Source organism: Cytobacillus kochii (assembly GCF_044790165.1).
GTDB classification, from domain to species: Bacteria; Bacillota; Bacilli; order Bacillales; family Cytobacillaceae; genus Cytobacillus; species Cytobacillus kochii.
The window spans coordinates 1047517-1063004 of record NZ_CP085254.1 but is presented as its reverse complement, the minus strand read 5'-3'; the positions used below and the strand labels follow the sequence as shown (position 1 = coordinate 1063004).

The 15488-nt window shown below is 34.8% G+C and carries 13 protein-coding genes and 1 riboswitch; of the genes, 4 read left to right on the top strand and 9 right to left on the bottom strand.

Translation table 11 applies throughout. The features are described 5' to 3' along the window. Positions 1–2: 2 nt before the first annotated feature. The 3 genes from LG276_RS05740 to LG276_RS05730 form a co-directional block, all read right to left on the bottom strand. Positions 3–689, bottom strand: coding sequence for a CoA transferase subunit A (locus LG276_RS05740; RefSeq protein WP_289433040.1), 687 nt, complete (start codon positions 687–689; stop codon positions 3–5). Then, on the bottom strand, positions 686–1405 hold the full coding sequence (locus LG276_RS05735) for a carboxymuconolactone decarboxylase family protein (RefSeq protein WP_404293783.1): 720 nt from the start codon (positions 1403–1405) through the stop codon (positions 686–688). The genes LG276_RS05740 and LG276_RS05735 overlap by 4 nt, the downstream gene beginning before the upstream one ends. Positions 1406–1607: 202 nt before the next feature. Further along, positions 1608–2453 carry an alpha/beta fold hydrolase gene (locus LG276_RS05730; protein WP_404293780.1) on the bottom strand — a complete coding sequence of 282 codons (846 nt, stop codon included), beginning with the start codon at positions 2451–2453 and terminating at the stop codon, positions 1608–1610. A gap of 458 nt (positions 2454–2911) precedes the next feature. Here LG276_RS05730 and LG276_RS05725 point away from each other — a divergent pair, with 458 nt between their 5' ends. Next, a complete protein-coding gene (locus LG276_RS05725; RefSeq protein WP_095370307.1) occupies positions 2912–3220 on the top strand; it encodes a hypothetical protein in 309 nt (102 codons plus the stop codon). A gap of 458 nt (positions 3221–3678) precedes the next feature. On the opposite strand, the gene LG276_RS05720 is transcribed toward LG276_RS05725, so the two are convergent. Beyond that, positions 3679–3804, bottom strand: coding sequence for an FbpB family small basic protein (locus LG276_RS05720; protein ID WP_095370308.1), 126 nt, complete (start codon positions 3802–3804; stop codon positions 3679–3681). A 530-nt stretch (positions 3805–4334) separates the two neighbouring features. Here LG276_RS05720 and LG276_RS05715 point away from each other — a divergent pair. After that, positions 4335–4778 carry a GNAT family N-acetyltransferase gene (locus LG276_RS05715; protein WP_224934892.1) on the top strand — a complete coding sequence of 148 codons (444 nt, stop codon included), beginning with the start codon at positions 4335–4337 and terminating at the stop codon, positions 4776–4778. A gap of 117 nt (positions 4779–4895) precedes the next feature. Here the strand turns inward: LG276_RS05715 and LG276_RS05710 are convergent, their stop codons facing one another. Continuing rightward, entirely contained in the window at positions 4896–5162 is a 267-nt protein-coding gene (locus LG276_RS05710) for a hypothetical protein (RefSeq protein ID WP_251162862.1), read from the bottom strand. A 704-nt stretch (positions 5163–5866) separates the two neighbouring features. Next, positions 5867–5911, top strand: a riboswitch (PreQ1 riboswitch). A 6-nt stretch (positions 5912–5917) separates the two neighbouring features. Between LG276_RS05710 and LG276_RS05705 the strand changes: the two genes are divergently transcribed. Beyond that, positions 5918–6436, top strand: a complete 519-nt coding sequence (locus LG276_RS05705; RefSeq protein WP_224934888.1) for a QueT transporter family protein — start codon at positions 5918–5920, stop codon at positions 6434–6436. A gap of 36 nt (positions 6437–6472) precedes the next feature. On the opposite strand, the gene LG276_RS05700 is transcribed toward LG276_RS05705, so the two are convergent. From LG276_RS05700 to LG276_RS05685, 4 genes are all read right to left on the bottom strand, one after another. After that, positions 6473–7294 carry a TerC family protein gene (locus tag LG276_RS05700; protein ID WP_224934886.1) on the bottom strand — a complete coding sequence of 274 codons (822 nt, stop codon included), beginning with the start codon at positions 7292–7294 and terminating at the stop codon, positions 6473–6475. A gap of 317 nt (positions 7295–7611) precedes the next feature. Beyond that, the gene (locus LG276_RS05695; protein ID WP_224934884.1) at positions 7612–9237 is read right to left on the bottom strand and encodes a M20/M25/M40 family metallo-hydrolase; all 1626 of its coding nucleotides are present in this window, start codon (positions 9235–9237) and stop codon (positions 7612–7614) included. A 324-nt stretch (positions 9238–9561) separates the two neighbouring features. Next, positions 9562–10932, bottom strand: a complete 1371-nt coding sequence (locus tag LG276_RS05690; protein ID WP_404293776.1) for an aspartate kinase — start codon at positions 10930–10932, stop codon at positions 9562–9564. Positions 10933–11363: 431 nt separating this feature from the next. Beyond that, positions 11364–14111, bottom strand: coding sequence for a GTP-binding protein (locus LG276_RS05685; protein WP_341104006.1), 2748 nt, complete (start codon positions 14109–14111; stop codon positions 11364–11366). A 330-nt stretch (positions 14112–14441) separates the two neighbouring features. On the opposite strand from LG276_RS05685, the gene LG276_RS05680 reads away from it, so the two are divergent. Beyond that, the gene (locus tag LG276_RS05680) at positions 14442–15359 is read left to right on the top strand and encodes a DUF1002 domain-containing protein (RefSeq protein WP_224934877.1); all 918 of its coding nucleotides are present in this window, start codon (positions 14442–14444) and stop codon (positions 15357–15359) included. Positions 15360–15488 lie beyond the last annotated feature (129 nt).

Sequence of the window (15488 nt, the reverse complement as noted above, 5' to 3'; positions counted from 1 at the left end):
TTTTATCCAATACTTTTCACCCCATCTTTCGTTAAAATCTTCGCTGCTTTCACGATCCCATTTACAAATAGATGGGGTGTAATGATTTCTTCTGGAGATAGTTCACCGGGTTGCACAATTTCGTCCACTTCGGCAATCACATAATCAGCAGCTGTCGCCATCATCGGATTAAAGTTTCTAGCTGTTTTGTAATAAACAAGATTCCCTAATGTATCAGCTTTCCATGCACGAACTAATGCTACATTCGCTGTTAATGCGGGTTCAAAAATATATTTCACACCATTAATCTCTTTTTCTTCTTTTCCTACGGAAAGTTCCGTGCCTACACCGGTTTTCGTGTAATAGCCACCAATACCTGCACCACCTGCACGAATCGATTCTGCCAAAGTTCCTTGTGGAAGAAGCTCTAGCTCTAACTCACCTCTTTGATAGGCATCACCCACATCTCGATTACTCGTAAAATAAGAGCCAATTCCTTTTTTTACTTTCTTTTGATTAACGAGTATCCCTAATCCTTTTCCCTTTTCGCCGAGATTGTTAGAAATAATTGTTAAGCCTGAGACATCTTTTTGTGTAAGTTCATCAATTAATGTCAGCGGTGCACCAATCAAGCCAAAGCCGCCAACCATGATTGTTTGATTGCTTTCCAATTTTTCAATTGCTTCTTTTGCCGTAGAAAAAATTTTCATTGCTCCTGCCCCATTCTTAAAGAGTCGCTTGCTTCGAACCAAGCTGGAATACCGGCTGTCAATAAACAAATGGCACCTGTTTCAGCTAACTCGGGCTCTTCTGCCCCACTTCTTCTCGCTTTTTCCATCCACGTTCCGGCTATCTTACCATTGAGAATAGTAATATAAATACCGCTCATTAATAAAAGCTTGTTCTTACGAGAAACATGACCATCACGAAGAATGACCTCTTCCATATCTCCGCCATCTTTTTTCGTTTGCAGCACGTTCTCAATAAACGCAGCATTCTCACTACCAATCATTTGTATATATTGACACAATATTTCTTCAACAGTATCTATATTTATTCGGTCTAATGTCTCGTCACCGACTAACTCACAAGCATATTGCATGGACTTTAAACCAGTTAGAAGAGCTTGTTCTCCATTATATAAATAACTAACTAATAAATATTCTGCTAATTCCGGTAACGAGGCTCCACCATCTATAGCACCTTTCGTATGGTAGACCATACTCCTTTCATATAATCTTGCCGCATTCATACCGACAAGTAATATATCTTTTTCTTTTACAGACAATGCGCCTGGTTTCATAATGTCCCCACGGAGACTTGTATACTGATCGAGCATGTTTGGACTATAATCATGCATCTGTTGTACCCATCCAGGAACTTGATCATATACTTTTTTAAAATAGGCCAATCCCTTACTACTCATATTAATATCCCACCTTTTTATAAATGTTTATTTATACGCAAAAAGGCTACTTTAAACGAGACGCCTACAAAAAGGGTAAGAGTCTGAAGAGTTTAAAGTAGCCAGTATGTCCAATAGCTTAATTAAAAAAGTTCGTTTTCTAACGGCTAATGAATAGGCTTTCATTCTGTTTGTTTTTATTTTACACCACTTTTGAAAAATTTCAACTAGTCGCATCAATATTTCTTAAAAAAGCTTTTATGCCATTGTAGATTTCTGGTCTTGAAGTAAACACTAATGTATAGTGATTGCATGGTGTCGTTATTTTCTCTATTTGCTTCGCATATACCATCGTATCAACATAATCTTCTGCATGAAATAACGGATCCATTGCACCAATTCCACCCTCTGCATGAACAAGAAATACTGGGCAAGTCACTTCTTTAAATATTTCTTTAGGATCAAATGTATAGAAACTCTCAAAATCGGTTTTAATCTTTCCTTCACTTGCATGATTTCTCCACTTTTCACCGATTTGATGAATCTCATATAAACCAACGTTTTGCATATGATCATCCCAAGGTACACCTAAGTTTTGATAAATTTGTTTAATCTCATCTAAGTATGCTTGTTCACTTTCATACGCTTTGCTTAATCGGGCAAGAGAAGGTTCAACAATCTTCTTTTGATGTGGTGTACATGTCGCTGCACCATCTAGCAAGATTAATCCTCGAACTTCAGATTGAAGTCTACTCGCCACAATAGAACAGATAAAAGCGCCCATACTATACCCCATCAAAATTGGTTGATCAATATTTAACTCTTTAATCAATGCTTCAACATCTAAAGCATGCTTCCATATACTCGTATCCTCATCTGCATCCGCACTTTGCCCTCTACCTCTGACATCAATACTGACAATGCGATAATCTTTTAAACTTTCTGCATAATAGTGCATTTGCATATAATTACCCGTCAACCCATGGACAGCAATTATCGTCCCTTTCTCACCTGGGTAATCAGCTATTTGTATACTTCGACCATTAATATTTTTTTGATAACATTCCATTATGACACCTCTTTATGAAAATATAAAACTAGTTATACTCCTTATTATTTGAAATGTCAAAAACTTTTCCCATCGTTATATCCTGTAAAATTCCTTGTTGATGTTGATGGTTATATTATAAATAAAATGCTTACTTTTGGAGGAAACAAAATGAATTTCCCCGATTTAAATGCAAGACCTTTTCAGTTTTCAGTAAAAAACAAATGACTGCACGAGCTGAAATTCTAGATTCGCCATGGATAAAAGACATAAAAATTCATAGCCACTTGTTTTAGAGCAATTATAAGAATAAAAAATGATACGTTTAACTATTTACTTTTAGTCATCTTTTCGAATGTGATTAATAAATTATATTGAAAGTGGAAGAATCAGATGGATGATTTCTCTTATTCTTTTATTTTACAAATCAGCTAAAGTGGGTATAATGAATAGTAACTTGAAAGAAAGGTGGGGTACGGATGACTGGCAAAAAGATATACTCTTTTGGATTACTTATCATGTTCTGTGCATTTTTAGTTGTCCACTATCCTAGCGATCATTCAAGTTTGAGCACTTGGGGAGACCATCAGCACGCAGTCTTTAACGACTCCCATTTAAGTGATACCTCTCCATTAAAAGATGAGCTCAAAAAACATCCTCTTGTTTTCGAGCATGTTTCACTGATACTCATCAGCTTACTCTTACTTGGCATCTGCCAACTCGCTTATGTTTCTATGCAAAACAGTAGACATAAGCAGCCGATTTTCTTCCAATCTAATTATCTCTAATTATTCCTTAAATTTGTAAGAATATAACACAAATTTAAGGAGGATATGATAATGATTGTTCGTATGATTATGATTAGTATGTTTTCAATAACTGCAACTACACTTTTATTTTTCCAAGGATTAGAGATTTTTCAAGCTTTCTTTGACTATTATAAAAATAAATAAATACGTTAATTTAGCCGCTCACTTTACTTGAGCGGCTTTTATTTTACTCACTTCTTTTCCTTGTTTTTTAGTAACAACCATTAGCAGGGTAACTAGTCGATTTGCCTCATAAACCACTAGATATTTTTAATGGGAGTTGGTGGTATAGTAAATAAAAAATGGGCAAAATCCATCCAGCCATCCTGTTGAGAGGAACTAGATATTAAATTAAACAATAAAACGAGGTTCCCCCATTCACTACAAGTAAAAAGACCAGAATAATAATTATCCTGGTCCCCTTCTATATAAAAGCTTTATTTCGCTTTTTCATGCCTTTTTTCTAAACGTTTTTCGATGACTTCAAGCTGATCTGGATTTTTTAATAACTCTTCTTTATTACGACGAACTAATTCGATGTATGATAACTTTTTCTTTCTCATAAATATTTCTCTCCTTATTCAAATGACTTTATTTTCTGAAAATAAAGTGCATATCTTTTTAGAAGAAAACAGTTTTGTAAGATTTTCTGACAAATTTAATTGTCCATACAAAATCCTTTTGAGTTTTCTTTAAATTCAGATTAATATGAAACAGAAGAAATGTCAAGACTTTTGAACCAAAATGCTATCTTTATATAATTATGTCATAAAATCTTCACAAAATTTTAACAATTAAACAAACCTTATTAAATACTGTTTTATAACATATTCAAACAATAATGAGCTGTATTCATATAGGATAATTTTCATAGACTCATTAACTATCTGGTATATCAAAAACATATTGACATAAATACCCTTTTATATTATATTTTCTTATTTATCAATGTAACCTGCCCTCTTTAGCTAAGGTCCCTGACATAGAAAATTAACTACGAAAGCGAAATAAGCAAATTTTCTGTGGTAGAATAATCCATAAATAACCGGTTTGGCTGGTTTAATAATACATTTAGCGATAAGGAGAATTTACCTTGGAATTTAAACTATTAGAAAAGCATGATTTAACTAAATGCACAGAAACATTTATTGAAGTATTCAATGATGAGCCTTGGAATGATGAATGGACATTTACAAAGGCTAAAAAATATTTACTGAGTTTTTATCAGACACCTGGATTTTTAGGCATTTTAGCGGTAGAAAACGACGAAATTATCGGCTTTATTCTTGGTGTAAAAAGAGTATGGTGGAGCGGAGATGAGTTTTTTATTAATGAAATGTGTGTAAAAACACAAATTCAAAATAAGGGTATTGGAAAAGCGATGTTAAATCATTTAATAAAAGAGCTTCATAACAGTAATATAAGTAACATTACACTTCTCACAGATAGAGGTATACCTGCAGAAGAATTTTATAAGAAAAATGGTTTTGAAGAAATAGAAAGAATCATTTTCTTGCATAAAAACATTCAACTTTAGTTCTAATTGGATAAGAGTAGACAGAAGTTAATACTAATTATTGATAAAAATTTCTAATTGAAAAAGAAGGTCTTTTACTAGCTAAAGAGCCCATCTCGATTGAGAAGGGCTCTAGTTTTATTCATCTCGATTATTATTATCATTCATATCTTCCGGGTCTTCAACGGCATCTTCTGGGTCAGGATCACTATCTTTTTCATCATCTTTAAACATAGTATCATCTTCATCTACTCCAGGTATATTCTCATCACCATTATTATCATTTTCTACACCATTATTGGTTTCTGGAGGTGGATTCTGATCTTGATTATCATTCGCTCCACATGCTGCTAATGAGAAAGACAATAAGATACTTGAAAGAATGAATAAAAACCTTTTTGCCATAACTTTCAACTCCTTTTAAATTATTGACTCTTAAGTCGTAAATATTTTCCCCTTTTATCAGAAAAATATTTATAAAAAAGTAAACCTCCCACTTAGAGGAGATCTACTTGGAAGGAGTTATACACTAATAGTATGTTCTTGACGTTTAGAAAGTATCCTTTTAATAAGGTTTTTACTCATTCTTAAAATATTGATTAACATAATTGAAGTTGATATCGCTTCTTGTTAGTGCATTCAATGCAGAAAAACGTATCGGATTTTAGTGCTAAAAGAGTAACAGAGCCAAAGCTGGATGTTAAGTATCCGATAGAAGATAATGTGAATTCAACTAGACTAAAAACGCAAGATGGATAAGCGTCTATGGATATTTTAAAGAACTTATTTGAAGTAACATCTGAAAATATTCTTAACCCTAATCTAAATTAAAAGTTTTAATCATACTGGTGTAAATAAGACCCTAGTCATTTGCTTAAAGATAAAGATATAGATGAAATATCAATTCACGGACTACACACACGGAAGTATTTTGTTTATAAAAGTCTTTCTCTAAAGGGCATGCTGATGTACATATAACCTATACATGCACTTTATAAGGGAATTAAAAAAGTTGATGAGGATTTTACTGTAAAAGTGCTAGCGGCCTTATCATTTTTTCAAAAAATACCATTTACAAACACTCCTAAAACCTGATATTATAACCTATTGTTGACGTGGTTCGAAACCATCCCACGATAAAAAACTAGGAGTGTAATCAAATGAATATTAGAATGATTGTAGCTAATGGTCTTTTGGCTGCTATGTATATTGCCATATCAATGGTATTACAGCCAATTGCTTTTTCAGCTATTCAGTTTCGTTTTGCTGAGATATTTAATCATCTCATTGTTTTAAACCGTAAATTTATTTATGGCATTGTCCTTGGTGTTTTCTTAACGAACCTATTATTTTCACCAATGAAGCCATTTGATTTAACATTTGGGGTCGCCCATTCCATTATCTGTTTACTAATTAGCTTGGTACTTTTTAAATTTGTTAAGAATATTTGGTTACGGATGTTAGTAAACACCATCGTCTTTACTGTAATGATGTGGATTATCGCCTTACAGTTAAAACTTGCTATTGGCCTTCCGTTCTTATTCACATGGCTCACAACTGCCATTGGCGAATTTGCGGTATTAATTATTGGGATGCCTATTATTTACTTTTTATATAAGCAGTTGTATAAAAGCAATTTAGATTTATCTAATGATATGAAAAAGCGTTCAACCTTTTAATGAGGTGAACGCTTTTTTTGGTAACCCACTCAAATTTTACAATTGTTCTTTTTCTTCCTTTAATGCCTGATCTAAACGGTCGTCGTCTCCAGCTCCATCTTCATCTATTTTTTCTTTAGATAAAAACCAACCGCCTACTGCGATAAGAATAAGAACGATGTAGAATGTTGCTTTCCAAACGGTTGAATGAGAGAATCCCTCCGGTAATACAGCCAGTGCAGGGTGTGCAAGAGTTGTAACTGCTAACTTTACACCTACCCAACCGACGATCAAAAAGGCAGTAATTTCTAATCCAGGACGTTTATGAAGTAAGTCAACAAAGATATTAGCTGCAAACCTCATAATAATTAGCCCGATCATACCACCTGCAAATACAACGAGGAATTGTCCTGTATCCATACTTCCAATTGTACCAATACCAGTTGGTGGTAATGCCATTGCTAAAGCAATTGCTGCCAAGATTGAGTCAATTGCAAAGGCAATATCAGCTAACTCAACTTTAAAAACCGTCATCCAAAAACCTGATTTCTTTTTCGGCTTGGCTGAAGGATCAGGCACGTCATGCTTTTTGACCAGAAACTTCCGGAATATATGATTCGCTGCGATAAAGATTAAATAAATTGCACCTAATGCTTGAATTTGCCATACATCAACAAGAAATGAAATAGCGAATAATGAAGCAAACCTAAATACAAACGCTCCAGCTAAACCATAAAATAATGCTTTCTTTCTTTCCTTTTCAGGTAAGTGTTTGACCATAATGGCTAGAACAAGTGCGTTATCCGCTGCTAATAATCCTTCTAATACAATAAGAACTAAAAGCACCCAACCATACTCTAATAATAATGCTGCTTCCAAATGAATTTTCCTCCTTCATATATGTAACATCCCCTGCGAATATCGTCTTCAAGTAAGAAAAACAGTATTAGCATTTGCTTAACATTGCCTGTTTATTTCACTTAAAAACAAAAAACCTTTACCGATTTTCGGTAAAGGTTTAAAACATAAAAGGCCTTCACCGAATTTGGTAAAGGTCTTGCTAACAACGATCAGAATTGTTGCCAACAAAGCCGAGAGCATGATACTCCGAATTGACGACTTTGCTGTAAAAGCTACTCCCCTTTGGAGATGCTATTCATTTGATACCTCTATCATATGCAAACATACCTCAGCTGTCAATCATTTTTTTGCTGTTCATGTTTTTTTATTAAATGTGCTAATAGTTTTGGTAAAGTTTCGAAAGCAAAAGGAATTTGCAGACGCTCTGTTTTTTGATGTGCGTCCCTTCCCATTGGTCCAACATTAATTACCGGGGCAGTTATCTTTGCCATTTCCTTAAATGGGATGGAATACAATTTCTCTCCTCCTGGCAAATTATCGTTATAAATATCCATATCCTTTAAATCAGCATGTAGGCCTGCATAACTCAAATCAGATATACCATTGAAATAATTGACTGGATGAATACGCTCTTGATATTTTGTGTCAGCAAACGCTATTAAAGAAGAAGATAATTCAGCAATACACTCATTCTCACTGGAATTAACAGCAGGATAATACGGTGGGGCGTAAAATAAAATAATCATCGGACCTAATTCTTGACACAGCATTGCCAATTGGTCGACAATTTGTATCGTTTGATCGCGAATATCGCCCTCAGTCTCCTTGGCAATCGATTGCTCTAATATATCTATATACTCTGCACTTGTTTTCTTGACTGCGTAAGCCCTGATCTCCTCATACAAATAAACGTGAATATGTGATAACTGTGACTCATCCAAACCATTTAATCGATATTTATCTCTTATAAATGCTTCCATTTTATCAGCGGCCTTTATAGCCACTTCCTTCATTTCATGCATGACATCAACAGGATTTCTTTTCATTAATAACACATTATAAAGACTTGCTGAGCGATGAGGAATTTGTGTCGTATAGCCTTTTTTCAAATCTCGTTGCCAAAGCAATGTCGGTGGAGGAGACATCACACCATTTACCTGCTCTGAAAGCTCTTCATTCCACTCAACTTCATTCGTTAAAATAGATGACATCCAACAAGCATTCATCCCAGAAAACGGCTCGCCGACATGAGATTCTTTCCCAAAACACAATGCTCCCGGCATAATTTTGCCTATCGTTCCTGTATAAAAGTAATGATTATCATCTTGGGGAACTTGAGAAAACATCGGCTCGGAATTTAAATATAATGTATAATTGAGACGATGTTCTTCTCCAAGAGAAACTAATCTTGGAATCACTTCTCTCATACCAACTGAATTCACTTCCTCGTCTGGGACAGCTACTAATAACAAATTGATGTTCCAGTCTTCATTCGCCGCTTTTTCTAACAAAGACATATGTTGAACTAATCCGCATTTCATATCCATCATACCTCTACCAAACAACCAATCTCCACTAATTAAATCCTCTTTTGCATCTTCCGGTAAGGTATCAAGCCGATTATGCAGCTCTCTCGTCAATTCAACAGGATTAAAAGCGAGATGCTGCAGATCACCATAGTCTTCAATATCTACTACGTCAAAATGACTAATCATCACTACCGTTTTTTCTGCTAAGTTATTTTTATATAGAGCCGTTAATATAGAACGACCATCTGAAGTCGGATGATTTACTACATACCCGGGATATTTTTGGTAATAAGGTAAAGATTTTAATACTTGTTCCACTCTTAAAGGAAAGTATTTCTCTCCTGGTGATAGGCTAACACTATCAATGGACACAAGCTCTAATAAAGTGGCCAACATTTGACTTTTAGATTGAATAAACATTTCTGTGCTCATATCACTTGCCCCCTTATTATTTTCATCACCTAGGTGGTTGCCCTGAGATACTATATGCTTATGAATAAATATAATGATGCGTGTTTTTTACTACTGTTTAAAGAATATATTAGTCCTTTGTACCAGCTAAGTAAATATATTTTTAGAAAACTGGAAACGGGATATATGTTAAACAAATAGAGGCACGCATGTGGATATAACAGAAACTACTCGGAGTATTCATTAAACATGCAGTAACTTGGGTATCGCTAAAAACAAAGAACCTGCCTACACACTCTTCTACCAGTGTATAGGCAGGTTTCCCTAAAGGCCCCTAACTTAGCTTTATCCAATTGGTAATGCGACCTCTGCAAAAAATTCTTCATACAATGCCTGAACAGCTTTTTTCTCATCTACCTCTTTAACCGCAAACATCATACTTACCTCTGAAGATCCTTGGTTAATCATTTCAATATTAACATCCGCTTTGGCTAAAGCATTCGCAGCCCGAGCCATCGTGCCAATGTTATGACGCATACCTTCGCCAACAACCATAATCAACGCCAAACTATGTTGAATATGTACTTCATCGGCTACTAATTCACTTTCTAAACGTTTAAGTAAAACTTCTTCTTCATCTTTTTGTAGTTGATTCTCTTTAATAATGACAGTTACATCGTCTATACCAGATGGTGTATGTTCATAACTAATCCCGAACTCTTCTAAAATGGCATATAATTTTCGACCAAATCCGATTTCACGATTTAATAAATATTTACTGACATAAATACTACAAAAACCAGTAGCACTCGCAATCCCGACAACTGGACCATTTTGATTTTTTCTTGTCCGTAAAATCGTCGTGCCTCTTGCACTGGGATTATTCGTATTTTTAATTTGCACAGGAATTCCTGCTTGAATGGCAGGTATAAGCGCCTCTTCATGTAAAACAGTAAAACCTGCATACGATAATTCGCGCATTTCTCGATAAGTTAATTCTTTAATTTCTTTTGGCTGATCAACGAAAGTTGGATTCACTGAAAAGACTGCATCCACATCAGTGAAATTTTCATATACATCTGCCTTTACCGCATAGGCTAAAATCGACCCGGTGACATCAGAACCACTACGAGAAAAAGTAAATATCCCTCCATTTTGGCCATAACCAAAAAATCCTGGAAAAATAATCAGTTCACAAGACTCACGTAGACGTCTAAGCTTTTCATAAGATTTAGGTAACACTTGCGCATTGCCATGCTCATTTGAAACAATTAGCCCTGCTTCTCTAGGATTCATATACTTAGCTTTCACGCCTTGTTCTTGAAAATAGCATGCAACCAATTTAGCATGATTATCTTCTCCACTTGCTTTTATACAATCTAAGTATTGTTCAGGGTTGTTTTTATCTCCAGCCAGCCTCACTAATAAATCATTTTGAATCGTCTCAATGATGGTTGGCGGTAGTATAAGGTCGTCAGCAATTTCTTTATACCGAGCGACCACTTGCTCAATATAAGGACTCGGATCTTCATTATTGATTGCATGCAAACCACATGAAATAAGTAAATCAGTCACCTTTGTATCATTCTCATGTCTTTTACCCGGAGCCGATACCACAATTATTCTTCTTTCATTGTCAGAATGCACAATATCAAACACACGCTTTATATGCTTAGCATCGGCAAGCGATGAACCGCCAAATTTAACAACTTTCATCAAGACATCTCCCAATTTATTCTCTATTTTATATCTTCATTCTACTACTGAATGAGAAATAATCAAGAACTTTTTCTACTCAGTGAGAACAAATGTATTTTTAGAAAGGACATAAATGTGATGAAATGAACAATTTGTTAGTAAATTTCAATACGAAAAATTCTTGTTTTTGTAAAGTAAACCAGTGAAATACCCTTCATTTTTCTTCAAATGCAACTGATGTGCTTTTTCTTAACAACAGCTAGTTGAAAATAAATGAAGTACTACTTCTAAACAACCTTTAATCGTTATTTCCTATCGCAACTATTACTCCATTCCTTACTTCAGTACTTTTGTCTTTTACTGACATTAGGAAACTTATCTAAAAACACCGTAGACATAGTCTACGGTGCTTCAGTTCATTCATACGGGTATTTTATCAGCTATATTGATTAAATATATTGCTTTGGTGTTTGAGACTTCTCCGTCATCCATTCATATTGCTTCCATTTTAACTCAAATAATTTTAATGGATCATGGTAGATTGCTGGATTACTTCTCATTATCTCTAGTTCTTTGTTATCATTTGCAATTGTCATATGAGATTCTTTTACTGTTTCTTCTAATACCGCAAATGGTGATTGGAAAAACATTTGAATATCACGATCCAACGCTTTCTCGAATAGTTCAAATTGCTGAATAAAGTTGTCTGTAATTTGACTTGCTACTTCACGATAGTCCTCATTGTCAACAAATTGTTTATACTTATTGTAAAGCATTGTTTTATTTTGTGGAATGAGTCCAAAGATTTTCCCTGCGCTTTTCAATAGCATTTGCGTTGGTGTATGACGGAGCATAATATTCGCTTTATCTAACCTTACAGTACCGTGAGTCAGGCGATCAGCATCGCGCTTCCAATCTTCGAGAATACGGAAATCACAGTTTAATTGTAATTTTTCAAAGCCGTATAATTCATTGAAGCTATCCGCCATCTCTACTAAGAAAGCCTGGCCTGTCAAAAATTCTTGCTCACTTTCCATAATCCAAGCTTGAATGGATTCCCTATATTCCGGTAATACCTTTTCGGATATATACTGTTGGACTCGTTCATTCATTTCATTATTCAACTCAATATGAAGCTTACTGAAGTCACTATCTTCTCGAATCAATTGGCTACACTCACGTAAAATATCTGGAATAGCTGCAGCTAGCTTATCTTCCATCGTCTTTTTAATATCACGATAAGAGTGACTGATATTTTTCACTTTTTCTTCTTCCATATCTTCTAATTGATGAATAGCACCATTCAACTTTGTTAACATTTCTTCATGCCAGTTCATATCATCAATTAGCGCATTTTCTTTTTCTACTCGTTTATCAAGAAGAAACTTAATCGATTTTTGAATATAATGCAGCATCTTCTCTGTCCGCTCTTGCATTAAATGACGTCCTTCATTTAACCCAGCTAAAAATACTGCAAAGTCTTTTAACTGCTCTGTAGGATCATATTGCGGTGAGTAAGCAAAGATTGTTGCTTTTGGAAAATAAGTAGACACTCTATCAGCCGTTTCATCCATCCACTGCATGGCTTCTTCCTCACTACTAGCTGCATCCATATGATTTAAAATAAAATGCACCGGTAGACTAGGTGATTGCTCTCGAATTTTCACGGCAACATCTAATTCTCTATCTGTTAACGGGTACTCAGCATTTAGGATAAATAATAGGCTATCGGCAAAATGCAAATATTGAAATACATCATTTCTAAACTTGTTACTGCTAGAGAGGCCCGGTGTATCCATGACCGCCATTCTTTGCTGCGATAGGAAAGGTAGAGAATGTTTATAATCGACCAATACTTGTTCCGATCTTTTTTCTCCTGTTCTTAAATCATCCATAGAGTCAAGCGGGATAATAGCAGTATCAGAAATGGAAGTGAGTTCTTTATAGTCAGCATGCTTATACATCACAGTTGCCGTTGTATTCTCTGCTTTCACATGATCTCCAAGTAATTCTTGGACAAACTCAGTCTTCCCACTCCCAGACATCCCCGCAATGATGACATGATTTGTTTCTAAATCAAGTAGTTCTTTTACCATCCATTCAAATCTTGCACCCATTAATACATCGTGTCTTCTTGCCCACTCCATGATGGATTGGAATAATTGATAATTCTCTTCAAGCGTATGCTCCACTGGCGCTGCTTCTTCTATCATTCTTTCCGCATCATTCATCACTTCAGCATCAAAACTCTTAGTAAATAGATCACTCCATGCAAGAACTGAAGCCGATGCAATAAGGCGGTAAGTATCTGAAGAGATTCTCAACCAGTTTTGTAAATGAGGTGGAACGATTTTTGAAATCTCTTTTATTTGTTTTTCGCCATTGATTAATTCGAAATAAGTATCATGATAAATAACCGATAATTCGTTCCAATGATACCCGCTTTGTGTATCTAACTTTTGCATGAGTTGGTTAAATTCTTCTAACCAGTTAAAATAGTATTCTTCCCCTTTATAGCTTTGCCAAAATGCGACAGATACAGCTTCGAACTGACGAACATCATTTTGATAAAGGATCGTTAAGGCCTCAATAAAATACTTGGGAGCCGTTTTTTTCGTTTTCCCTTCTATAACATATCCCTTTAATGTGTGGAACCAGCTAATTTCTTGCGTTCTCATGGCTTCATTTACAGCTAATTCCACTGCATTTTGCCAATCTTGATGGTCTTCAAAAAAGACGCGTGCGATTCTTGTTACATCTGGATAATCAGGATTTAAGAAGACTGCTTTTTTAATAGCATCTACTGCCTTCTCTAATTTTCCCTGTTGTATGTATAGAGAGAATAATTGGAGGAGTACTTCTATCTTCAATACATCTGAATCTGTATCAATTGATAAATAGATTTCCTCTGCAGTACCTAAGAGGTCTAATTCAAAATAGGCATCTGCGACATTTTTCCGTGCCCATGGTTGAAACTCATTATCTATATTTTCCCATTTGAAGATGGCCGCTTCATAATCTTTATGATGAAAATATACTTCACCTTGTGCAAACCGAATCATTGTCAGATCTGGCGATTCTTTTAAATTCTCTTGCATATAAGCATTCCCTAATACTTCAACGGGATGTGTATGTTCATGATTAATTGTAAATGTGTCATGGAATTGTTTATTAATTAATTGATTTTCTATACTCATGATTGTTCCCTCTCTTTGCAATTTAGGATAGAACCATTATCCTATCTGCTTCTATCCTGTTATTCTAACAAAATAATCACTGCAAATAATTTCATTTAGCTATCATTTTTGATACATAAATGTTGAAGAATGTAATATTTTTAACTTACATTTATATTATTCGTTGGATTGTTACCTTTTTTGCACGTTGAATAGGAATTAGTTATTGATAGGATTATATTTTTTAGAGTATGCCGGGTTTATACTATACATACCTCTCATCAATTTCTTTAAAATGAAACCTTTTTTATCCTGAAACGTCTATAATCTTAGTGAAAGGAGCGTCATACGATGAAGAAAAAATCGAGGGTTTTATCTATTATTACAACTATTACCCTATTATTCTCATTACAAACCACTGTTTTTGCTTCAACAGGGTCAGCCGATTCTGAGGAAAGTATTAATGAGAAATATGGATTACCAATTGTTGCCTATGGTGAGGCTTTAAGTTCAAGCCAGAAAGAAGAAACGAAGAAGTTATTAGGTGTAAAAGAAAACAGCAAAGTAGAAGAAATTATTATTACTGCTGATGATATTGTTCATTATATTAAAGGTGATCCCCGCTCTAATATGTATTCCTCTGCGAAGATTACGCGCACAGATACAGGTAAGGGTGTAATCATCAACCAAATGACACCTGAAAACATTACTGAAGTAACTGATGAAATGTATGCCAATGCCTTACTTACAGCTGGTATAGAAGAAGCCATAGTTGATATCGCTTCTCCAGTAAAAGTCAGTGGTCACTCAGCTCTAGTTGGAATATACAAAGCCTATGACCAAGGTGAAGGCGAGAAGTTGGATGAGGAAAGAACAGAAGTAGCTAACGAAGAACTAAGTATTGCGACAAATTTAGCGAAAAAAGAAGGTATGGACCAAGAAAAGGTAACCGAACTGCTCACTGAAATCAAAAAAGAAATAGCGGAGCAAAACCCTGCAACAAAGGAAGATATCCAACAAATTGTTGATGAACAAATGCAAAAGCTAGAAATACAGCTTAGCGAAGAAGACCGCAAGCTCCTTTATGACCTTTTTGAAAAAATGCGAGAACTTAATATTAACTTTGATAATGTCAAATCCCAATTAGAGGATTTGGCCAATAGTGTACAGGAAAAAATTTCAGAAGCAGTTGGTGATAAAGGTTTTCTTCAAGCTGTATCTGACTTCTTTAAGAATTTAATCGATTCTATAAAAGGAATTTTCTCCTAATTAATTTGAACCAACTCCAATTACAGAGTTGGTTCTTCTCTTTTTTAAAGATTTGAATAGGCCAAACAAACAAGACCCTTTTGCGAAACTCACTTACTTTTTTATTTCTAAAGTAGTAAATGCATGATA

Bases quoted from the DNA above. Each gene is read 5' to 3' on its own strand.
- LG276_RS05690 (WP_404293776.1), bottom strand. From the start codon at position 10,932: ATGAAAGTTGTTAAATTTGGCGGTTCATCGCTTGCCGATGCTAAGCAT.
- LG276_RS05680 (WP_224934877.1), top strand. From the start codon at position 14,442: ATGAAGAAAAAATCGAGGGTTTTATCTATTATTACAACTATTACCCTA.
- LG276_RS05695 (WP_224934884.1), bottom strand. From the start codon at position 9,237: ATGAGCACAGAAATGTTTATTCAATCTAAAAGTCAAATGTTGGCCACT.
- LG276_RS05735 (WP_404293783.1), bottom strand. From the start codon at position 1,405: ATGAGTAGTAAGGGATTGGCCTATTTTAAAAAAGTATATGATCAAGTT.
- LG276_RS05710 (WP_251162862.1), bottom strand. From the start codon at position 5,162: ATGGCAAAAAGGTTTTTATTCATTCTTTCAAGTATCTTATTGTCTTTC.
- LG276_RS05740 (WP_289433040.1), bottom strand. From the start codon at position 689: ATGAAAATTTTTTCTACGGCAAAAGAAGCAATTGAAAAATTGGAAAGC.
- LG276_RS05720 (WP_095370308.1), bottom strand. From the start codon at position 3,804: ATGAGAAAGAAAAAGTTATCATACATCGAATTAGTTCGTCGTAATAAA.
- LG276_RS05685 (WP_341104006.1), bottom strand. From the start codon at position 14,111: ATGAGTATAGAAAATCAATTAATTAATAAACAATTCCATGACACATTT.
- LG276_RS05730 (WP_404293780.1), bottom strand. From the start codon at position 2,453: ATGGAATGTTATCAAAAAAATATTAATGGTCGAAGTATACAAATAGCT.
- LG276_RS05705 (WP_224934888.1), top strand. From the start codon at position 5,918: ATGAATATTAGAATGATTGTAGCTAATGGTCTTTTGGCTGCTATGTAT.
- LG276_RS05725 (WP_095370307.1), top strand. From the start codon at position 2,912: ATGACTGGCAAAAAGATATACTCTTTTGGATTACTTATCATGTTCTGT.